Source organism: Sphingobacterium sp. xlx-96 (assembly GCF_011007365.1).
Lineage (GTDB): Bacteria > Bacteroidota > Bacteroidia > Sphingobacteriales > Sphingobacteriaceae > Sphingobacterium > Sphingobacterium luzhongxinii.
The window spans coordinates 280309-298861 of sequence record NZ_WFKM01000010.1; the positions used below are offsets into that span (position 1 = coordinate 280309).

The 18553-nt window shown below is 37.9% G+C and carries 26 protein-coding genes; 7 read left to right on the top strand and 19 right to left on the bottom strand.

Annotated elements, in window-relative coordinates; all coding sequences use genetic code 11:
- Positions 1 to 562: 562 nt before the first annotated feature.
- On the bottom strand, positions 563 to 1114 hold the full coding sequence (locus G7B20_RS13965; RefSeq protein WP_164112025.1) for an STM3941 family protein: 552 nt from the start codon (positions 1112 to 1114) through the stop codon (positions 563 to 565).
- Between the two features lie 86 nt (positions 1115 to 1200).
- Entirely contained in the window at positions 1201 to 1836 is a 636-nt protein-coding gene (locus G7B20_RS13970; protein ID WP_164112026.1) for an LA_2272 family surface repeat-containing protein, read from the bottom strand.
- Between the two features lie 640 nt (positions 1837 to 2476).
- On the opposite strand from G7B20_RS13970, the gene G7B20_RS13975 reads away from it, so the two are divergent.
- Positions 2477 to 3802 carry a hypothetical protein gene (locus G7B20_RS13975; protein ID WP_164112027.1) on the top strand — a complete coding sequence of 442 codons (1326 nt, stop codon included), beginning with the start codon at positions 2477 to 2479 and terminating at the stop codon, positions 3800 to 3802.
- A gap of 32 nt (positions 3803 to 3834) precedes the next feature.
- Here the strand turns inward: G7B20_RS13975 and G7B20_RS13980 are convergent, their stop codons facing one another.
- The 7 genes from G7B20_RS13980 to G7B20_RS14010 form a co-directional block, all read right to left on the bottom strand.
- Positions 3835 to 4398 (bottom strand): YdeI/OmpD-associated family protein, encoded by a 564-nt coding sequence (locus G7B20_RS13980; RefSeq protein ID WP_164112028.1) that lies wholly within the window; start codon positions 4396 to 4398, stop codon positions 3835 to 3837.
- A gap of 10 nt (positions 4399 to 4408) precedes the next feature.
- Entirely contained in the window at positions 4409 to 4870 is a 462-nt protein-coding gene (locus G7B20_RS13985) for a phage tail protein (protein ID WP_164112029.1), read from the bottom strand.
- A gap of 36 nt (positions 4871 to 4906) precedes the next feature.
- The gene (locus tag G7B20_RS13990; protein ID WP_164112030.1) at positions 4907 to 5287 is read right to left on the bottom strand and encodes a nuclear transport factor 2 family protein; all 381 of its coding nucleotides are present in this window, start codon (positions 5285 to 5287) and stop codon (positions 4907 to 4909) included.
- 491 nt (positions 5288 to 5778) lie between these two features.
- The gene (locus G7B20_RS13995; protein ID WP_164112031.1) at positions 5779 to 6288 is read right to left on the bottom strand and encodes a GNAT family N-acetyltransferase; all 510 of its coding nucleotides are present in this window, start codon (positions 6286 to 6288) and stop codon (positions 5779 to 5781) included.
- Positions 6257 to 6571, bottom strand: coding sequence for a DUF1778 domain-containing protein (locus tag G7B20_RS14000; protein WP_164112032.1), 315 nt, complete (start codon positions 6569 to 6571; stop codon positions 6257 to 6259). Before G7B20_RS14000 ends, G7B20_RS13995 begins: the two co-directional genes overlap by 32 nt.
- 367 nt (positions 6572 to 6938) lie before the next feature.
- Positions 6939 to 7223 (bottom strand): hypothetical protein, encoded by a 285-nt coding sequence (locus tag G7B20_RS14005; protein WP_164112033.1) that lies wholly within the window; start codon positions 7221 to 7223, stop codon positions 6939 to 6941.
- Between the two features lie 115 nt (positions 7224 to 7338).
- Complete coding sequence (locus G7B20_RS14010) at positions 7339 to 8343, bottom strand: virulence RhuM family protein (RefSeq protein WP_164112034.1); 1005 nt, start codon at positions 8341 to 8343, stop codon at positions 7339 to 7341.
- A gap of 320 nt (positions 8344 to 8663) precedes the next feature.
- Here G7B20_RS14010 and G7B20_RS14015 point away from each other — a divergent pair, with 320 nt between their 5' ends.
- The 3 genes from G7B20_RS14015 (at position 8664) to G7B20_RS19795 (ending at position 10515) form a co-directional block, all read left to right on the top strand.
- On the top strand, positions 8664 to 9371 hold the full coding sequence (locus tag G7B20_RS14015; RefSeq protein ID WP_164112035.1) for a hypothetical protein: 708 nt from the start codon (positions 8664 to 8666) through the stop codon (positions 9369 to 9371).
- Positions 9371 to 10147 (top strand): agmatine deiminase family protein, encoded by a 777-nt coding sequence (locus G7B20_RS14020; RefSeq protein WP_164112036.1) that lies wholly within the window; start codon positions 9371 to 9373, stop codon positions 10145 to 10147. The genes G7B20_RS14015 and G7B20_RS14020 overlap by 1 nt, the downstream gene beginning before the upstream one ends.
- 146 nt (positions 10148 to 10293) lie before the next feature.
- On the top strand, positions 10294 to 10515 hold the full coding sequence (locus tag G7B20_RS19795) for a CbrC family protein (RefSeq protein ID WP_164112059.1): 222 nt from the start codon (positions 10294 to 10296) through the stop codon (positions 10513 to 10515).
- Here G7B20_RS19795 and G7B20_RS14030 read toward each other — a convergent pair.
- The 8 genes from G7B20_RS14030 to G7B20_RS19805 all read right to left on the bottom strand — a co-directional run bounded on the left by G7B20_RS14030 (position 10493) and on the right by G7B20_RS19805 (position 14948).
- Positions 10493 to 11050: a hypothetical protein gene (locus G7B20_RS14030; RefSeq protein ID WP_164112037.1), complete on the bottom strand. Its 558-nt coding sequence runs from the start codon at positions 11048 to 11050 to the stop codon at positions 10493 to 10495. The two genes, G7B20_RS19795 and G7B20_RS14030, sit on opposite strands and share 23 nt — an antisense overlap.
- A gap of 4 nt (positions 11051 to 11054) precedes the next feature.
- On the bottom strand, positions 11055 to 11414 hold the full coding sequence (locus G7B20_RS14035) for a hypothetical protein (protein WP_164112038.1): 360 nt from the start codon (positions 11412 to 11414) through the stop codon (positions 11055 to 11057).
- A 65-nt stretch (positions 11415 to 11479) separates the two neighbouring features.
- On the bottom strand, positions 11480 to 11716 hold the full coding sequence (locus G7B20_RS19800) for a type IX secretion system membrane protein PorP/SprF (RefSeq protein WP_164121925.1): 237 nt from the start codon (positions 11714 to 11716) through the stop codon (positions 11480 to 11482).
- Entirely contained in the window at positions 11634 to 12290 is a 657-nt protein-coding gene (locus G7B20_RS14045; RefSeq protein ID WP_164112040.1) for an erythromycin esterase family protein, read from the bottom strand. The genes G7B20_RS19800 and G7B20_RS14045 overlap by 83 nt, the downstream gene beginning before the upstream one ends.
- A gap of 51 nt (positions 12291 to 12341) precedes the next feature.
- Positions 12342 to 12629: a hypothetical protein gene (locus G7B20_RS14050; RefSeq protein ID WP_164112041.1), complete on the bottom strand. Its 288-nt coding sequence runs from the start codon at positions 12627 to 12629 to the stop codon at positions 12342 to 12344.
- A gap of 626 nt (positions 12630 to 13255) precedes the next feature.
- Positions 13256 to 13540, bottom strand: a complete 285-nt coding sequence (locus G7B20_RS14055; protein WP_164112042.1) for a hypothetical protein — start codon at positions 13538 to 13540, stop codon at positions 13256 to 13258.
- 594 nt (positions 13541 to 14134) lie between these two features.
- Positions 14135 to 14650, bottom strand: coding sequence for a transposase (locus G7B20_RS19355; RefSeq protein WP_205600227.1), 516 nt, complete (start codon positions 14648 to 14650; stop codon positions 14135 to 14137).
- The gene (locus tag G7B20_RS19805) at positions 14601 to 14948 is read right to left on the bottom strand and encodes a DUF4372 domain-containing protein (RefSeq protein ID WP_205600228.1); all 348 of its coding nucleotides are present in this window, start codon (positions 14946 to 14948) and stop codon (positions 14601 to 14603) included. Before G7B20_RS19805 ends, G7B20_RS19355 begins: the two co-directional genes overlap by 50 nt.
- 123 nt (positions 14949 to 15071) lie before the next feature.
- Between G7B20_RS19805 and G7B20_RS14065 the strand changes: the two genes are divergently transcribed.
- Positions 15072 to 15452, top strand: a complete 381-nt coding sequence (locus G7B20_RS14065; RefSeq protein ID WP_164112043.1) for a hypothetical protein — start codon at positions 15072 to 15074, stop codon at positions 15450 to 15452.
- A 901-nt stretch (positions 15453 to 16353) separates the two neighbouring features.
- Here G7B20_RS14065 and G7B20_RS14070 read toward each other — a convergent pair.
- Entirely contained in the window at positions 16354 to 16512 is a 159-nt protein-coding gene (locus G7B20_RS14070; protein ID WP_164112044.1) for a hypothetical protein, read from the bottom strand.
- 147 nt (positions 16513 to 16659) lie between these two features.
- Here G7B20_RS14070 and G7B20_RS19810 point away from each other — a divergent pair, with 147 nt between their 5' ends.
- The gene (locus G7B20_RS19810) at positions 16660 to 17043 is read left to right on the top strand and encodes a DUF1016 N-terminal domain-containing protein (protein ID WP_164112045.1); all 384 of its coding nucleotides are present in this window, start codon (positions 16660 to 16662) and stop codon (positions 17041 to 17043) included.
- Here G7B20_RS19810 and G7B20_RS14080 read toward each other — a convergent pair.
- Positions 16946 to 17215: a helix-turn-helix domain-containing protein gene (locus tag G7B20_RS14080; RefSeq protein WP_164112046.1), complete on the bottom strand. Its 270-nt coding sequence runs from the start codon at positions 17213 to 17215 to the stop codon at positions 16946 to 16948. The genes G7B20_RS19810 and G7B20_RS14080 overlap by 98 nt on opposite strands.
- Before the next feature lie 92 nt (positions 17216 to 17307).
- On the opposite strand from G7B20_RS14080, the gene dinB reads away from it, so the two are divergent.
- The gene (dinB, locus tag G7B20_RS14085; RefSeq protein WP_164112047.1) at positions 17308 to 18486 is read left to right on the top strand and encodes a DNA polymerase IV; all 1179 of its coding nucleotides are present in this window, start codon (positions 17308 to 17310) and stop codon (positions 18484 to 18486) included.
- Positions 18487 to 18553: the final 67 nt, after the last annotated feature.

Genomic DNA, 18553 nt, shown 5'->3' on the forward strand with positions numbered 1-18553 from the left:
ACGGATTGACTGATTTTCTACGCAATACGTAGAGGATCAGTCAAAATAAAAAAATGACATATAATCGTTTCGACTGTATGGCAGAATCTCACTCTTTGATATCATTTCTTTTGTTGTAATAGGCTGCTTCGCGCATCTTATTTCGATAGGCAACATTGTGAATCCATTTGGCTAATAAACGATCCATCTTGGTGAGGTGGTATTTGAGGCACCTTAAATACAAAAAAACCGCTCCAAATCCGGAACGGCTATCATTATATTATATCCCCTGCTGGCGCGAGCTTATAGCTTGTATGCAATTCTGATAGTTAAACATGGAGCAGTATTGATTCGCGAATGAATACATCCAGAAAATAAATAAACATTATACAAGATAGCCCTCGCTGACTGCAAGGGCTATCTCTAACCAAGTATAATCCGCTGGCGCGGAAATCTTAAATTATGAATATATAAATATAACACTTATATCACTATAATACAATAGGATACAAATTAACTTTGTGAATTATAGAGAACGATCCTCTCGCATCCCTTAACTCCTCCCCTAATTTGTGTGTCTAAACTATACGGTATTACCTGAGTTACATTCTCTCATATCTGACATTTTCTTATTCTTCTCGTAAGCTTCTCTTACCCTGTTTTCCAGTTCATCAAAACTACACTCTAACAAAACAGCTGATATTGATATTGGCGTACCAAAAGGGCCAGCATTAACCTTTAACCACCAAGATTTTAACTTCCCAAAGCGGGACAAATATTCTTCAGGATTTTTTACATCAATTAATAAAAAACGTGTAGTGTTAATTTTGGCTGTTCTAATACTGGTAATATCGTCCCATTCAATCAATCCTACACTAACTAAACTAGAATCGTCAAATAAACTGTTGCTATCTATTGAAACTCCTTCACCTTTGAATAAAAATTGAATTAACGCAACCGTCGAGACAAAAGAAAAGACAAGAAGGAATGCGCCAATGACCATAGCTAATAGAGGACTTTTATAAAAACTGGATACTTCCTCCGAATGTAGCAACATAAACGTCCCCAGGAAACATATAATAAATGTTGTCAAAAGAGATAAAACTATCTTCTTCTTCGATAAACTTATTTTCATATCATTTTATTAAACCAAAATAACCTTTTACTCTCAAGTTGAGAACAGCGCAGTGTTTCTATCCATTGCTAAAGATGCATACATTATTAATCAAAGTTCCAGTTAATGATTGGTAGCGACCTTTTCTGATTGACGTTCCATAATCCTAATTGCATCCCCTTGAAATTTCTACTTCTATTTAGCAGTCCAATCTGTAACCCGTTGCCACTATGTATAAAATTAAAAGCTGAAATCTGCACACCAGACATGTAATACGAGCTATTTGCAATGATTGAAAGCTGTACTCCAGTTTGCTTGTCAATTATATTCCATCCTCCAGCCAATGACAGTCCCTTTCCCAGTTTACCGTACTGCCCCACCGCGGCAATGGTCCATCCGTTATAATTACAATCACACCAAGAACCTGTAGATATATTCACACCATTGATCACTTCACTGTATTTGAAATCGCTTAGATCAAAAGGCTCGGTAGCATTGGGGAAACCATTGCCCATAAATGAAATGATTCCAATTCCCGGTACTTCAAGTCTAATGCCATTCGTTTTAACGTTTCGACTATCAGCCATGGTAGACGCAAATCCAAATGAAATCCCATTGTACTCAACATTTGAAGTATGGAAAGTGCCAATGGCTCTTTTTTTGACAGTTATACTTTCTTGAGAAAATGATAACGAGAAACATGTAAAAAAAGTCAATAAAGCTGATAATAATAACTTGTTCATAATATCACAAAATAGCCCATTCAATAAAGGTAGTCATTGTATGTGTCTTGTCGAACTGAAAACTTATTATACATCTAATCAATTCGTTATTTCAACGATAACGTTATGCCGTTTCGATAATCTGGGCCCTGTTTTCGAGCTACCGCTTGCAAGTTGTAGCTCTTGTGCAATCACTTAAACCTGTGAATGCCTGATACCTCAACTTGAAGATAAAAGTATATTATCAGCTATGATACCCTCCCCGTGCTGCTGGTGGGAGTTTTCAGCTCTTGTCTATACAATTCTTATAATTAAGCATGGATTCATAATGATTATTCTGACAGTGGTGGGTGCTCCAAGAATTAATATCATACAAGATAGCCTTCGCGGATGCAAGGGCCATCTCTAACCAATTATAACTCCGCGGCGCGAAGATTTTTAATAAAAGCGTGGAAATCGAGCAGAATTGGCTGTTTCATTTTTTACCGATGAAATAACCTACTACACCGAACATTTAAGTCTATTAGCCTAAAAACACATTGGCAATTACTAGAACAAGGTTATTATTGCATATCGATCAGAAAACGTGCATATATCAACTATTAATATATCCTCCAAACTTTAACTTTGCTGTACCTTTACACAAAATCTGTATTTCATTATGAATAGATCTGCTCAATTCCTGAATTATATTACGGTAACGATTAATACGCTTTTCATTTTGCTCCTAGCTGCTTCTAGCAATGCAATGGCACAGACCATTCATACGAAGGATGTTGCCAATTTTTGGGAGGCATACGACCGAGTACATAAAGCCGATTCATACGAGGCGCAATTGGACGTTATTAACACGGTATACCTGAATCCAGGATCAGATGGACTGAAACAGCTCTGTCAGATCGTGAATTATATCGACTCGACCTTTGTCAGATCTATGCTTAGCTATCCTAAATTCTGGAACTCACTGCGGGTGAAAACGGAAAACTTAGAAAGGGAAAATCTAAATATTCACGACCATGTGAAGACATTGAAATCTCTATATCCGGAACTACAGCCATCGAATCTATATCTGTGTATTGGATTGGGGAACGCTGGAGGCAGACCTATTGGCAAAGATCTGGTTATTGGGCTTGAGCTGGCATTGGGAGACTCTTCGGTAAATACAAGTGAATTTAAATCTCAAGATAAAAAAGACTTCTATAAGTCGGCTCAGTCCAATGGATTAGAATTTGTAGCTATCCATGAATACATACACACCCAGCAAAAGAAACAGGGTAGTAACTATGTGCTGAAGCAGGCAATAAGAGAAGGCTCCTGTGACTTTATAGCCGAATTAGTAATTAAAAAACCGTTGACTCTTAACTATATTAAATATGGCTATGCTAACTACAAGAGCTCATTTGACCTGCTGAGAAAGGATTTGCTCAATCCGAATCTGGACAATTGGTTTTATAACTATAATGTATCAACAATCAAAGATCTGGGCTATTTTATGGGTTATGTGATATCAAAGAAGTACTATGAAAATAGCCAAAACAAATCGCAGGCTATCAAAGATATTATTGAGCTGGACTATGCTGATGATGAAGCTGTTTTCAGCTTTCTGAATAAGTCCAATGTATTTGATGAGCCTCTAGACTATGCTAAGGAGCTTATTAAATTCAAATCATACTGTCCTACTATCGAGAGTGTAACTTCTATTGGGGAGGATAAGGTGATAGCCTCTACAACAAAAAAGATAGGTATTGTCTTTTCTAAACCAATGAAAAATGGCACTTCGATAAAGTTTTCCGAAAAAGGCAGAGCGTACTTTCCTCTGGAAAAGATCATTGGTTTTAGCGAAGATAGAAAGACGCTGTGGCTTGAATTGAATATACAAAAAGATAAGGCGTACGAATTTGTCGTTACCGATAGGGCGTTCCAGTCTGAAGATGGATATCCTCTAAAAGAGAAAGAATATCTAATTCAATTTGCGGTAAAAGAGTAGAGCTGTCAGCTAAGCTCTGGCTTAGCATTCTGTCACTTTTTTTTCAATTGAAGGTTTGTCAAAATTTCCCTCAGTCTTTTGGCTCTTGTTTCAGGCTTCTTAGCGGTTTGTAATCTAAAATTGATAGCAAATTTATTGGTCTTGCTAAGGGATTGATAAAATGTTTCTGCTTCTTTATCCTTTGCTAATTCTTGCAACAGGTCTTCGGCATCCTGCATGGTAGTATGTGAGTCGTAGGCTCTTGCCCATCGACCATCAGTTTTAGCCTTTTCAATCTCTACATACCCTCTTGGCATCATCTTTCCGTCTGCAATGAGTTTTTCCACTATACCAATATTGCGTTTTGACCAAATGCTCTGTGCTCGTCTTGGTGTGTATTTCTGCAGATACGATTGTTCATCATAGCTTTTTCGCTGTCCGTCAATCCAACCAAAGCAAAGTGCTTCGTCCAAAGCTTCTGTGATTTTTATGGATTCAATTCCGGAGTTAACTTTGAATACTTGTAGCCAGATGCCTTCCTGATTATCTTGATTTTTATCTAACCAATGTCGCCAGGCTTCTTGGGATTTAAAAGATTTGATTATTGCTTCTGCCATCGAAATGCCTTTAATATTCTTTTTTAATCACAAAAAATGAACCTCTTATTGTTCCTGCCAATTTTGATTTCTGCCGGGCAAATTTAAATTTGTTCAGTTCTTCCGGCACTTCCATACCTTCGGAAAGTTTGAAACCTACGGCTCTTTTCTTTGGGTTGTCCAAGGTATATAGTACATTAATGGAAAGACCGCTTTCATAAAAAACAAACACCCATTTAATTCCTTCTACAAGTAGTGACGCGGTTTCTAATGGTTTTGATGCAATGACAATATTGCGTTCTTCCTTTAGAATTTTTGTGACCCAATCCAAAGTTTCTTTGCTATCTGAAACTGGAGTGGTTACAAATTCTGCTTTGTATTTGTTTTGAAAATATCGGGCTTCATTGGCTCGCAAACCAGCAAGTGCAGCTGCAAATGGCGATGTTTCTAATCCTTTCTCGTTAACATTTTTAAAATCTACTAAATAGCTCATAGTTATATTTTATACATTAATATTGAATAGTTCCACTCAATATTCATCAGTTAGTTGAATAATCTTGTCGCCAAAGAACACAAAAACAGATTTTCCTTTTAGCTCTAATTTATCGCCTTTTTTCAATCCATTTGGAAAGTCCATTGCTAAAGTCGCAGAATAATCTACTTCTATTTCCGTGGTGCCATTGTTGTGTTTTAAGAAAGTGATTTGTTGTCGTCTATTATCGAAAAATGATTTCGCTTGTTCGGCTTGTTGCTTAAACTCATTTATTCCATTCAATACCATATTCACTTTGCCATTCTGAACATTTTTAAAAATGATATTGTCGTCAAAATCACAGATCATTTTTTCGATATCGAATTCATTGTAACCTTCAATATAGTTCTGAATTATTTTTTGTCTTCCTTCGTTCATGTTGTCATAAGTTTAGTTTTTGACAGTTATTTCGTCACAATGACCGCTAACAGTTTGAATATTGCTGAAGGCGGGGACTTTAGGGCTGAAAGCTTAAATTCAGCTCTGAGGTGAACCAAAACAAATTCCTATGAGTTAAATTTAGGAAAAAAGTCAATATAATTGGTTTTTTGCGAAATAGAAACTTGAAATATAAAACTATGCGGTCAAGGTTTCATTTTTGCAGTTGGATGCTACGTTTGTGGGTGCTTTATAAAGGCGGATTGGCACTAGATTTTGTATATTAGCTTTCGCTGACGCAACTGTTATAGACAATTTTAGGAAGACCGTACAAATATCAAATAACCTTTGTACGGGAAACCGTAGTGCTATTTCCCTTAGGGCTACTCCAATATAAAACTTCGTAATACTGTCGGATCATCGAAGCCTTGGCCGTTGAATAAGCCACGGCTTTTTTTCTTGAGAGCGCCTTTAAAAGAAAACCCAGTGCCTTACGGACTGGGTTTTATAGTTTCAAAACCTTTTCTAATGGTTTTTATAGGCAATATCATTCTATGTGAGTCGTTTAAAGGTATAAAGCCAAATTTTTGATAAAATTCTTTGGCGTTATTGTCAATTGGGTCAACACATACAGCAAAAGCACCAATAATACTGGACGTTTCAAGAACTCTTTTTAAGCAATCATTAAATAATATTTTACCAAGTCCTTTCCCTTGATAATTTTTATCGATTGCTAATCTACCTACTAAAATTACAGGTAAATTAGCATAATTGCACTTGAGGCTTGCTTTTAAATCATCAGGAACTTCTTCTATATCCACTCCAGCACAGGATAACGTATAATACCCAATAACATTGTTATTTTCAATTATAACAAAGCAAGCTGCTAAATCACTACTTATATCTTTCTTAGCAGTTGGTTTTATATAATTATCTAAACTAACGACTCCGCAATCAAAGTCTTTTTTATTATGATCCTTTTCTAAATTTACTGAAATCATGCTCCTTACTATTTACAAATTTGCTATAACTTTCAAGGCTTGATTTTAAATATTCATTTGGCTCAGCTGGATTTAAAATAGCATTTACAAAAATCTTTTTGTCTTCTAGTGATTTTAATATTTTCGAATCCTCCTGAATTATTTTCTTGGACTCCCGACTCACAACATTGACAATAAACTCTGAAACACTTTTAAATCCACTCAATTCAGAGGCGTATTTAATTAAGTCCTTATGTTCTTTGCTGATTCGAACATCTATCCTATCGTTAACTAATGTTGCCATATTATCTTTTATTATATTAATTTATCATTTCGTTTATTCAAATTCTACATAGCCATAGAAGCTATATAATCAGGTTTAATTTGAGTTACTCTCAAGGAAAGAAAGTTATTTTTTTGTTTTTTTTATTTTCGTTTATTCTTTACAATACTTTGTGACTTCTGGACTTCTTTAAATTTCATGCAATTACATTCTAGTAAATATGCCTTATATTACCTTGGGTCTTCTTTTATTCTTCACGATATCTACTAACTATTAGTGTATGATATTCGAATCAGTAATACAAATGTACGTATAATAATCGTACAATAAATTTTTTTGTACGATTATTATACGTACACATTAATTTAAATGCAATTATATATGATCTCTACCCTCTCCCTGCAAATCCACTCACATAAGTATTCACAAAATCAAAGATCTTGTGCGTGATACGTTCTATCTTAGAATTGCGCTCGGTCAACTTGGGTCTACTCATCATGGTATCTACGATTCTTCTACTAATCTTACTACTAACGCTCCTCTTATTTCTTTCCCTAATCTTTCTCTTATCTCTTCTACTAATCTTATTACTATCGCTTCTCTCTCCCAATTTGGTAGTCATATTCAAATGGCTTTGTTGTTTGACCGTGATGTAAAGACTATAGGTAAACATATCAATAATGTATTCAAAGAAGGGGAATTGGAAGAGAACTCAACTGTCGCAAAATTTGCGACAACTGCCAAACAAGGCAAAGTCTACTATATTGAACAACACAAATTAAACATTATTATTTCCTTTTTTTACGCTCTAAACTTTTGACTGTGGTGTCAATAAAAGCAACAAAATCTTTCTCGACTTTGGACAGTTCATTTTGGGTTTTCTCCTTGTACTTAGCATATTCTAGCTCTGCCTTTTTTAGCGCTTGATCATGACTGACGGTACCCGCATCTTGCAATACGTCATTGCCTACCATACGCAGAAAATCATCTAGGCGTGTTACCCAGTCTTGCATATACATGGGCTTGCGATTGAGTGCCTGCAACTCGGCCAATTCCAGGTAAGCAGTGACGGTACGATTGAGAATGTCGAGTTCTTCTTCCGTCAGGTAGTTCTTCGCTACTTGCGTCTCCAACTTACTTGGCTGCTCGCCTTTGAAGTTCGTTAACCCCAGATTTGGCTTGTCAGCATCGATACGCTTATAAATAACCTCTGCCGCTGTATTTCCATGCGCAGCAAAGTGCATCTTATTCTGCACAGTCTTGAAAAACAGTTGTGATACCTCTGTCTTGGGATCGTAGTCAATACTGGTGGCATATATATCCAATACTTTGCGCCAGAAGACCTTTTCTGAGGAGCGTATATCACGGATACGAGCCAACAACTCATCAAAGTAGTTGCCTCCTCCGGATTGCTTAAGCAGCTCATCGTTCATAGTAAAGCCCTTGACAATGTACTCACGCAGACGTGCTGTTGCCCATTGGCGAAACTTGGTACCCTGATGACTCTTGACACGGTAGCCTACGGAGATAATGACGTCGAGATTGTAATAAGTCGTTTCATAGTTTTTCCCGTCAGCCGCAGTTGTTCGGTATTTCCGAACAACTGAAATTTCGTCCAATTCGCCCTCTTTAAAAATATGTTTAATATGTTCGCTAACAGTTGACTTTGACTTTTGAAAAAGTTCACATAACTGTGCCTGTGTCAACCAGACGGTCTCATTCTCCAAACGGGTCTCAATGCGGGTGCTGCCGTCATCGCTCTGATAGATGATTATATCGCTCTGCTGTTCCATGGTCTAAAAGTTTAAAATATCGTGCAACAGTCTGTCACTTATTATGAAAAGTATGCGTCATCAAAACTAACGTATGGTGTTAATACGGTTTTAAGTATGCAAAATAGCTAATTTTACAAGGATAAGCAAGGCGTATTTGGTGTAAATATCTAACTCCATTGTCGCTATGGTGTAGCGACAATCTGTTTACCGTAGCTGCGCATTGCTGATTATACTAATCAAATCTCTTCTTTGAATTTTTGAAATGAAAAACTATCTTTACAAAAAAAACACAACAAGCTGATTATTAATACATTATTATATTTATTATAAATAATAAAATGAAATTAGAAACCATAAAGGCTACGACTAGAGAACAGATACTTAAGGACGTTGACGACACAGCTAAGCAGTTGCTGAACCAAGTATTGCAAATTGGTAAATCTATTTACCGACTAACGGAAATCGAGTTTTATATTAAGACCAAAAACAATGATTTGTTTAATGATCCGTATATCTACGGCCATGACTTACAGCTGCAGACTGGAAAACTTTACGCGCATGCATCGGGTATTGATATCACTCTGGGAAATGATGATCTATACGTAGGTGTACTATTACGTGGTATAGCCAAGCTTAGGGATGAAAGATCGTCCGATACGGACTCAACTATCAATGAGCACTATAATCTGGAAAAGATTATCTCCGGCCCACATAAGGTAGCCACGGAATTGATCTCTAACTTATCCTTCGACACGATCAATACGCTCTCCTGGTCAGAGTTCAATGAGAGAGCATTGGAGCCATTTGCTGTCACGACCAAAACGACTCGTCATGGCTTAAGTAAACAAGAAGATGACTTTTACAATCTGCCCTTAAGGTATATCGGCTTTTATCCTATTGACGTTGTAAAAGCTGTCAATAAAGATAAAAACTTCACATTGGCCAATAGGGAGAAGATTGTAATTGATGAGATGAACAAAAGAGAGAAAATAGATACGGATTTAGTGCGATCTGTACTCGGCTATGTTCCTTCGGTACTGAAATAATGCTTTATATTTCTGAGCTGTTGGAAAATAGATATCCCTCGGTCGGTCGCTGCTTAAAACAAGTAACCGAGATCGGAACGATTCCGAAGACAAAGGATATTTGGGTACGGGATTTTATGCCAATAAGGAATAGACAGGATGAGTGGATACTATTTCAATATTTCCCAAAGTATTTACAAAACCCCAAATATCGATCCTTGATTACAGACAATAAAGACGTCTGTAGTCAAATGGGGCTTGAATGTACATATTCGTCCATTATCCTCGATGGAGGATCGGTAGTATATAGGGATATGCTGTACTTTGTATCTGAAAGGGTGCTAAAAGACAATGCTAAGTTTTCACAAATCCAAATCAGAGATATCCTGATATCATTGTTCAAGACGGATCAAGTTATCTTATTACCGGAAGAGCCGAACGATTTTACAGGCCACCTGGATGGTGTACTAGTAATTTTGGATCATAAGACCATATTGATGAATGATGGTCAGGATGAATTCAATGAACAGCTGAGAAAAACGCTTATGCATTATGGTTTTGAGGTGGAGCTCCTGCCCTATAGTGCGCATAAAAATAGGACTTACCAATCGGCCAAGGGAGTCTACATGAATTATGTAGCAGATGAATCACATATTTGTGTACCGGTATTCGGCGAGAAGACAGACGAAGTGGTTTTAAAGAGACTGTCTTCTTTATACCCTGCGCATTCTATTACCCCTATCGATTGTAATGAGCTGGCTAAGGAAGGCGGCTTGTTACATTGTATAAGTTGGTAAGGTGTCGCAGTTGGCTGCCATTACTGGATTGATAGCTTCGGCGATCATATACGCATAGACACGAATTATGATCAAGCTCTATGAATTTGACATTAAGAATAAACAGTTAAAAGTACCCTTTAAACCTGAGGCATGGGAGATAATACATTTGCCCTTGGTGTATAGCAAATGGGAAAGCGTCCGAAAAATACAATGGAGATTTTAACGATTATTGTGGAATTGAGGGTGTTTCGCCTGCCCCAAATGATCCTGAACCAAGTATAAAAAAAGAACATTTAATTGAAATTACAAACAGAACGCCAAGTTATACTTCTTGGCAGCAAGAAGTATGGTTGACTCATGATTTTACCAACTATCCCAGTCTTTGATTCCTTTAAGCGTCTTGTTTATAATGTCGTTGACAAATAGCTCTATATTTTCTTTGGCCTCTGGGTCAACTAGTTTTTCTTGATAACCAAAGATGGCTTGGTGTTTTAAGGTTCTTTTCTTCGGGTTATGTATTTTAAATGATTCACCGTTGCTGCCTTTTTCTTCAAAAATCAGTTTGTCTACTTCAAACTTTACTTTTTCGTCTTTAAAACTAAATGTAACAGCATATTTCCAGTAATAAAGGAAGCTGCCAGGACTTACCCTCATAGGCATGGTTTCTCCATAGATATGAATAGAGGTACCTCCTACTGTGTCAATATTTCTCTTCTTGGCATCGATAAGAACACTTTTATTTATTGTTGAAAGCGCCTCATTAAATAATTGCCTTTTGCCTTTCCCAGCATTATCAAATACAACAAAACTTTTAGTGGTATCGGATGGATCTCTGAATCCAGCAGGTGTTAGGACCATTTGCGCTTTCGTAGACGATGCAAAGAGCAGGATAGCAACTAATAAATAGACATATCTTTTCATGTCGCTAATGTAGGCAAATTGACAGATAAAGAGAATAGTTGTAGCACAGTTGTGCTATTACTAAATAGCCTTGAAGAGGAAGGAAATAGGTATTATACAATTTACCATTATTTAAAGCTACGAGTGGATTGCTGAACGACTCAAATCTGTTAACTGTTCTAAATTCATCAGTTTCTAATTCAACATAATATTGTTCAACATGTCGGGTTTGTGATATAGTTAAAGGGTCAATGTTTGTAAACTCTTTGAAGAACTGCGCCATTTTTTTCCAGTCAGTTAGAGTTCCTTCATGTATATGATCATAGCCTGCGTAAACAAGTATTTTAGCTTTAGGGTCAGTCTTTAAAACTTCTGATAGGTTCACCGCTTGTAATGAATCTCTTGAACGGTTGCTGTCGGCATTTCCGACATCATAACTTACTAAGTTTCTTAGAGTAACCCTATCCCTCCGATGCGGTATCGCAGGCCAAACTCGTGTGTATTGGTGGATATGCGCTGGTTTAGTGTGTGGCCTTTTGTGCTAAACTGGTAGCTGTAGCCTACACCGAAGTTGCCAAAGTTGAGCTGCATCAACCCCGACAGGTCACCTTGGTTTTGCACGCCCATACCGAGCCCGATCTTTGGCCCCATAAAAGCCAATACACTCAGATCGTAGCGGGGCGACATATCTGTTCAACTTATAGGATTCGGGCATATTGGCTTCAATAGAAAATATGTCGAATCCTTTATTCATAGCCAGATATTGGATAATACGGTTTTTCATCTTGAAAATCTCACTCGAACCGTGTGAGACCTCACCTAAAGCCACGACCTTACTGTTGCCTATGAGGCGATCAAGAACCTTGAGATCTTTTGTACTTCCCTCATCTGGCTCGTATGTACGTAAAGGATATATGTACTTTTGAAGCTTAGCAAGCTCATCATGCTTGGTCTTAATCCATCCCTTGTATTCTATATTTTTACCTACAAATGCTTCGATAGGGATTCGACCAGTGTACACACCAAACTTGCCATTTGTATCGCCAAACTTTTCCATAGCCAAACTCCATTTGCCAGAGTGTTTTTCGACACTGTCCAAATAAACCTTGAACCCCTCGCCACCGGCATACCAACGCTTAGGCAAAGATGTAGCATAATTTTTAAGCTCGAAATCCAGATTTAAGCTTCTTTGTGCAAATCCCAAATAACTGCACAGACAGAATAATATAATGGCACTAGTAATCTTTAAACTTATTCTCATAAAGCTATTTAAGTATATTGCTATGTACAATAATACCTAATATAATACTTCTCATAATTTCAACTTTTTTATCTCTTCAATAATCGGTTCAATTTTATATATATCAGTATCATTATATCCCCTTCTCTTAAAGCCTAGGCTATCCCTTACAAAAGTAAACTCTGCTTTGTCTATGTTAAAGATCAAACTCATTTTAGTTTTCACATCTTCTACATTAAAAATTTCCCCATTAATTGTTACTGTCTCCTCGATTATTGGTTCATCATTAGCAGTGACGTTCTTTTTACATGAAGTTAGGCCTAGCCCAATTAGCACGAGTGCGATCTTAAATTTAGTCATAAGTTTATAATTAACTTATTTACAGGTAAGATAGCTATTATTTTTATAAAAACTACCTTACATATCCGAAACTATTAGAACTGAAACGTCAAGCGGACGAAAAGGCAATGCGGAGCTGAAACCGATGATGGGTATGTCTATTTTCATAAAATGAAAACATCCTGGACATAAAAGTTTCTGAATCATTGATAAATCGACATTCCTTCACCATTTTACCTATATCTCAACATATCTATAAATGCAGGAATGTATCGATATTCTCACAGCCCACCTATTATTCATAGAATTACTTTCCATGATATCACTCATTAATGATCCCCCAAATAACATAGCCAACTTGGTTTAATAAACATAAAATACATATCATATCCGGAATACGATAGTGTCTACTATAATAGTTAGTTTTTTTATATAGATAGATCATTATTAAGAGCAGTAAAGCAATAATAAAGCACTTTACAAAGACAAAAACTGTTGTTATAGGTATCCAGAAAAAGAATACCAGCGTAACAACATACATGATTAACCTCACATAACCTAGATTATCTTTTAAAGATTCGAATATAATTTTACTATTTTTCATACATCACAGTCGTAGTTTCTATTATGAATAATTTAACAATATGTTACTTAGGAGGAAGCCCTTCTCCTGGATCTGTAGTACTGTCCCAATCGTATGTTGTATCAGAGTCACCTTCATCGGATGATCCCCCAGCTCGGACATAACCTCCTTTCATAAAATATTTATCCCTCCATTCGTTAAAAACCTTTTCCATTGCATTAAGCCCAAGTGAGCTTAAAGTGGCAGGAAGCTTGAAATTTCCCTTAACTGCATCCCATCCTGCCGCTGCCCATGTAGAAAAACTCGTCCCTGAATCCATGATACCTTCGAACAATAATTGTGTATCCATCAAATAATGAACGCGTCCTGTATTATCAGTATAATAAGTACGACCTTTATCATCTAATTTTATCTCACCCCCCCGACTCCATTCCCTCCCAAGATGTGATGTGGAGACTTAACATACTCCAACTCTCTTTCTAGGCTTTTCAGGCTTAGCTTAAGATTTCTTCTCACAATACATATGTATTAAATTAAGACATTCAAAACCATACCTAAAACAAAAAATTAACAAATAAGATATGTTATCATATTATTATCATTTTGTTACACTACCGTCCTAAATAAAATTCAGAACAGTCATTTCTTGTCCCAGACAGTCTTTTTCGGTATCATTTCAATTTTGATCCTGCTTTTCATCCAGAGAATAGCTGCAATTGACCATTTTCGTCCTTAATCGGTCATCTTATAAATGGGTCATCGATCCATTTCCAGATATTTATTTTCACGAATATATTCATCCTGATAAACCCTACAAGATTGGACAGGTTCCAGTCGTATTTCGCTTTCTTCTGAAGGTATTTGAGCAATAATATCCCGATCATCGATGTCCAGATCTGTATCATTACCGCATTCTCGGACGTGCCGACGAACGTGGAGACCTTTAGCCGTTGTTTAAGGTGCTTGAAGAAGATCTCGATCTGCCTTTATACTTTTCCCCAGCAGATCCACACAGCTCAATCAACTCATCCTTAAGGATCCCATTGGCTGAGAGTATTTCGCTTTGGTATGATTTGACTACGGTGTACTTCATGTTGGTTTTGCTTCTGGTCACAAAAAAACAGCCCATGCTGTCCAAATCCCCGAGCCAATTGTAATCCACATACCCGCGGTCGACCACCACCACGCTTCCCTTGGCCAAACTGTAGCTGTTAGCCCGCTGGCTCTCATGGACTTTACCGTCCGTAATCTGCATAAAAACGGGTAAACAACCATCGTAATCCAGGACGGTATGAAGTTTTACAGCACCTTTGGTACTGCGGAACTTTGCCCAGTCAAATACCGATAGACATAAGGGGATAATACTCGCGTCCATCAGATAGATCTTACGCTTTAATTGCCGGAGCTCCTTACGAAAATGGGTGTCTTTCTCCCAAAGCTTGTCTAATAAAGCAAGCAAAGTAGAGGTCTTTAAAAAGCTCTTGCAGCCGATGTTTGTTAATATAGGAAATATTGGACTTGCTCGGAGCGCGGCTGACGCCCATGTGGTTGAGATTATCTGTGGTGCTACGAAGACCGTTACTGATATCACGAACGGAGTCTGCTGAGGAAAAATGACAGAACAGCATGCTAACAAGATGAATCCAGCTATTGATGCCCTTGGAATGTTTATCACTCTGGTGCTTAATGACCAGGGGGGTGAATAATTCCCTGTCGATAAGAGATAAAATCTGACTGAAAACATTTACATTTACCATGGCGGTGGGTTAAAATTTAGCGATTTCAATATAGCAACTTTTGCTGTATTAAAACACCGCCATTTTTTTAACCATTTAGGACGCTAGTGATCCAACATATCAAAATTTTACTTTTTTTAAAATATGGAAGACAAAGTTCCTCAAGCAGTAATTATAATATTTGGTCTATCTATAATATTATTGATTATTTCCTCCGTAAAATTATTCAATATTTATAATATGCTGAATGATGATGTTATTACGCATCTTGATTTTTCTGGATCACCAGATAAAAAAGGAGGAAAGATTCATTTAATTTATGGCTTATTAGTAAATTTAGGAGTCTTAATTTTGATGTATTTTCTAATTAAGCATCCAAAATATGCCAATTATCCTGTCGAAATAAATGATGAAAACAGAAGTTCTGCTTATTTAAAAATGCGTTACCTTGTAAGTATTCTATCTCTTATAACATCAACATCGTTCTTATGGATGATACTAATTCAAGAAGTCAAAAAAGTGTAGTTATTGAAGCCCTTCCCATGCTGGTTCGAGCTTCCAGCTCGTGTCTATATAATTCTTAAAGTTGAGCATGGATTCACAATGATTCCCCAGACAGTGGAGGTTTCAAGAGAGAAATAACATTATACAAGATAGCCCCTGCTGGCGCCTCAATGTTTAGAGTGCCTAAGGACATTGTTAATCCCTCTTTCCACAGAAGAACAGCCCCCCTAACTAGGGAAGAACATACACCTGCATAAATCAAATGCACTCAACACAAATTTAGTCCTTGCGGTTTAAATCACCTGGCGCGGAGCCTTATTATGAATATATATGAGAAAGCTAAATTTATCTTGTAAACTTTCTCTATTGACACCTCGGCTATATCTCAGTCCTTAGCAGGGCTTGAATTTATTGATGGTTCTTTTTCTTTGTCTCTAAACCAAGGAAAAAAGTAACATATATAAAGCATCGCTACTAGAGCTATGGATAGCACTACTAATCGGTCGTTAATATATACATGGCTGATAAAGAAAGGAAAAAGTAAAGGTATAAGACCTGATAAAGCAGAAAATAACTTGGGTCGCAATTGCCAAAACCCAAAGAAGACGTATCCTATGGTAAAAAACAATAGGCCGAATATTAGAAAAGCTATTTGGGATAGTAGCAAATATATGGTATCAGTAGCAATGAATATATACCAAATCGGAAAGAGAATTATCCAAAAAATAACATACTGGGTGATAAATAGTTTCAATGCTGCTATAAACATACTGATACCTGTTTGTTGTTAATGCCGATCAGTAATAAAAGGTAACCTTAAGAAATCGATTTTTAAACCAATTATAAACCGCTGGCGCGGAAATCTTAAATTATGAATATCTAAATATAAATCTTATATATCTATAAAACAATAGGATACAAATTAACTTCGTGAATTATAGAATCCGATCCCCTGGCATCCCTTCACTCCTTTTCGTCTTAATTCTGACAATAGATTATTAATTTTTATCTTCCTCTGTTCATCCGTCATCCACTCCGGAAACTTATTCCATAACAACTCATCGATATCTGCACGCGACATAGCACTATGTTAGGATATGGCTTTTAGCACGAGATCAAGGAGATATTTTAATTTACTAAAATTTTTAGCTAGTCTTTTTTTTTCCGTTAACTTATTATAAGCTAAATATTTGAACTTAATTATTAACCTTTTGAAACATTTATTACGATGGAATTCGCTAAACTGGTCAACGGTATACAAAGTACGCACGGGGAGCTCCAGCTCTCTGCTGTAACAAAGTTACTCTACAACTTATCATTTTCACATCTATTAGAGCTTATTCTCATCACTGATCTCAAGAAAAGAACATTTGTTGAATTTGAAACAATTAAAAATGCCTGGAGTGTTCGAGAGCTCAAACGACAGATCAATATGCTGTACTACGAAAGAAGTGAAATAAGTAGAAAGCCGAAATCGAACGGGAGAAAAATATACTACGTGAACAAGGGGTATTTTATGGAAAAGAAGGCAGCACCATCCGATAATCCGGTAGCTTCAATAGCTCTTCTATCCGAGACCGTTGCAGATCGATACCTACCAGTAGATCTATAGACACCTGAAAATACCGCGATATACGCTGTAATAGCTCTATCGGTGGCTCGGAAGCCCCCTCTTCGTACTTGGCATACCTCGATCGGGTGATGATGAGATCATCAGCGACCCGCTGCTGGGACAGGCCCCGACGCCCCCGCAGAAAACGCATATTATCAGCTAGTAATGACATAACCCTCCTATATTGCTACAAATATTAGCAACAAATATACAATTCTTAGCCATAGTTTATACTAATTTTGTTAGTAATTTAAATATTTAGTGATGGAGAGGCATATCGTACATTGTGATCTGGATACTTTCTTTGTATCGGTAGAGCGGTTGATAAATTCGGATCTCATGGGCAAGCCTGTGCTGATCGGTGGCAATGGAGATCGTGGCGTGGTGGCTTCCTGCTCGTACGAGGCCCGCAAATATGGGGTGCACTCGGCCATGCCGATGAAGCTGGCACTACGGATGTGCCCCGAAGCCGTGGTGGTGCGGGGTGACCATGACCTGTACTCCAAGTATTCGGGCACGGTGACGGAGATCATCGAGGAGATAACGCCTATCGTAGAGAAGGCATCGATCGATGAGCACTACCTCGATATAACGGGAATGGATAAATTCTTTGGCTGCTGGAAATGGACGCAGGAGCTGCGCGGAAAGATCATCAAGGAGACGGGGCTACCGATTTCTTTTGGCCTATCGGTCAATAAAACGGTATCCAAAATAGCTACGGGCGAAGCGAAACCCTGCGGCGAGAAACAGGTGGTAGGTGGTATGGAAAAGATGTTCCTGGCACCGCTCTCGATCCGTAAGATACCAATGGTGGGCGAAAAGTCGTACCTCACGCTACGCAATATGGGGATATCGCAGATCAAAACACTGCAACAGATGGAGGTATTTACCATGCGCAGGGTGCTCGGTGAAAATGGGGTATCGATCTGGAATAAGGCCAACGGGGTGGATCACAGTGCGGTGGTACCATTCCGCGAGCAGAAGAGTATGAGCAAGGAGAATACCTTTCTGGCGGATACGATAAATATGGATATCCTGCGCAAGACACTGGTCGCGATGGTGGATGAGCTGGCCTACGACCTGAGGCATCAGCAGAAACTAACGGGCTGTATAACACTGAAGATCCGCTACTCGAACTTTGATACGCATACGCAGCAGCTCGCTATCCCGTATACGAATTCGGACCGGGTGATAACGGAGAAGATTTTGGAGCTGTTCAAAAAGCTCTACACGCGCCGGATGCTGATACGCCTGATCGGTGTCAAATTCAGCAAGCTGATACATGGCTCGTATCAGGTGGATCTATTCAATGATACCCTCGAAGAGATACGACTGATGCAGGCTATCGACAAGATCAGGAACCGCTATGGCGTGGAGCTGATAAAGAAGGGGATCTGTCTGTTGGATAAAAAAGGAGGTGCGAATGATGCTCAACCTGCATAGTTATTTTAGCCTGCGCTATGGCACGCTGCGTCTGGAGGATCTGGTGGAGGGTCTGTTGGCTACGGGA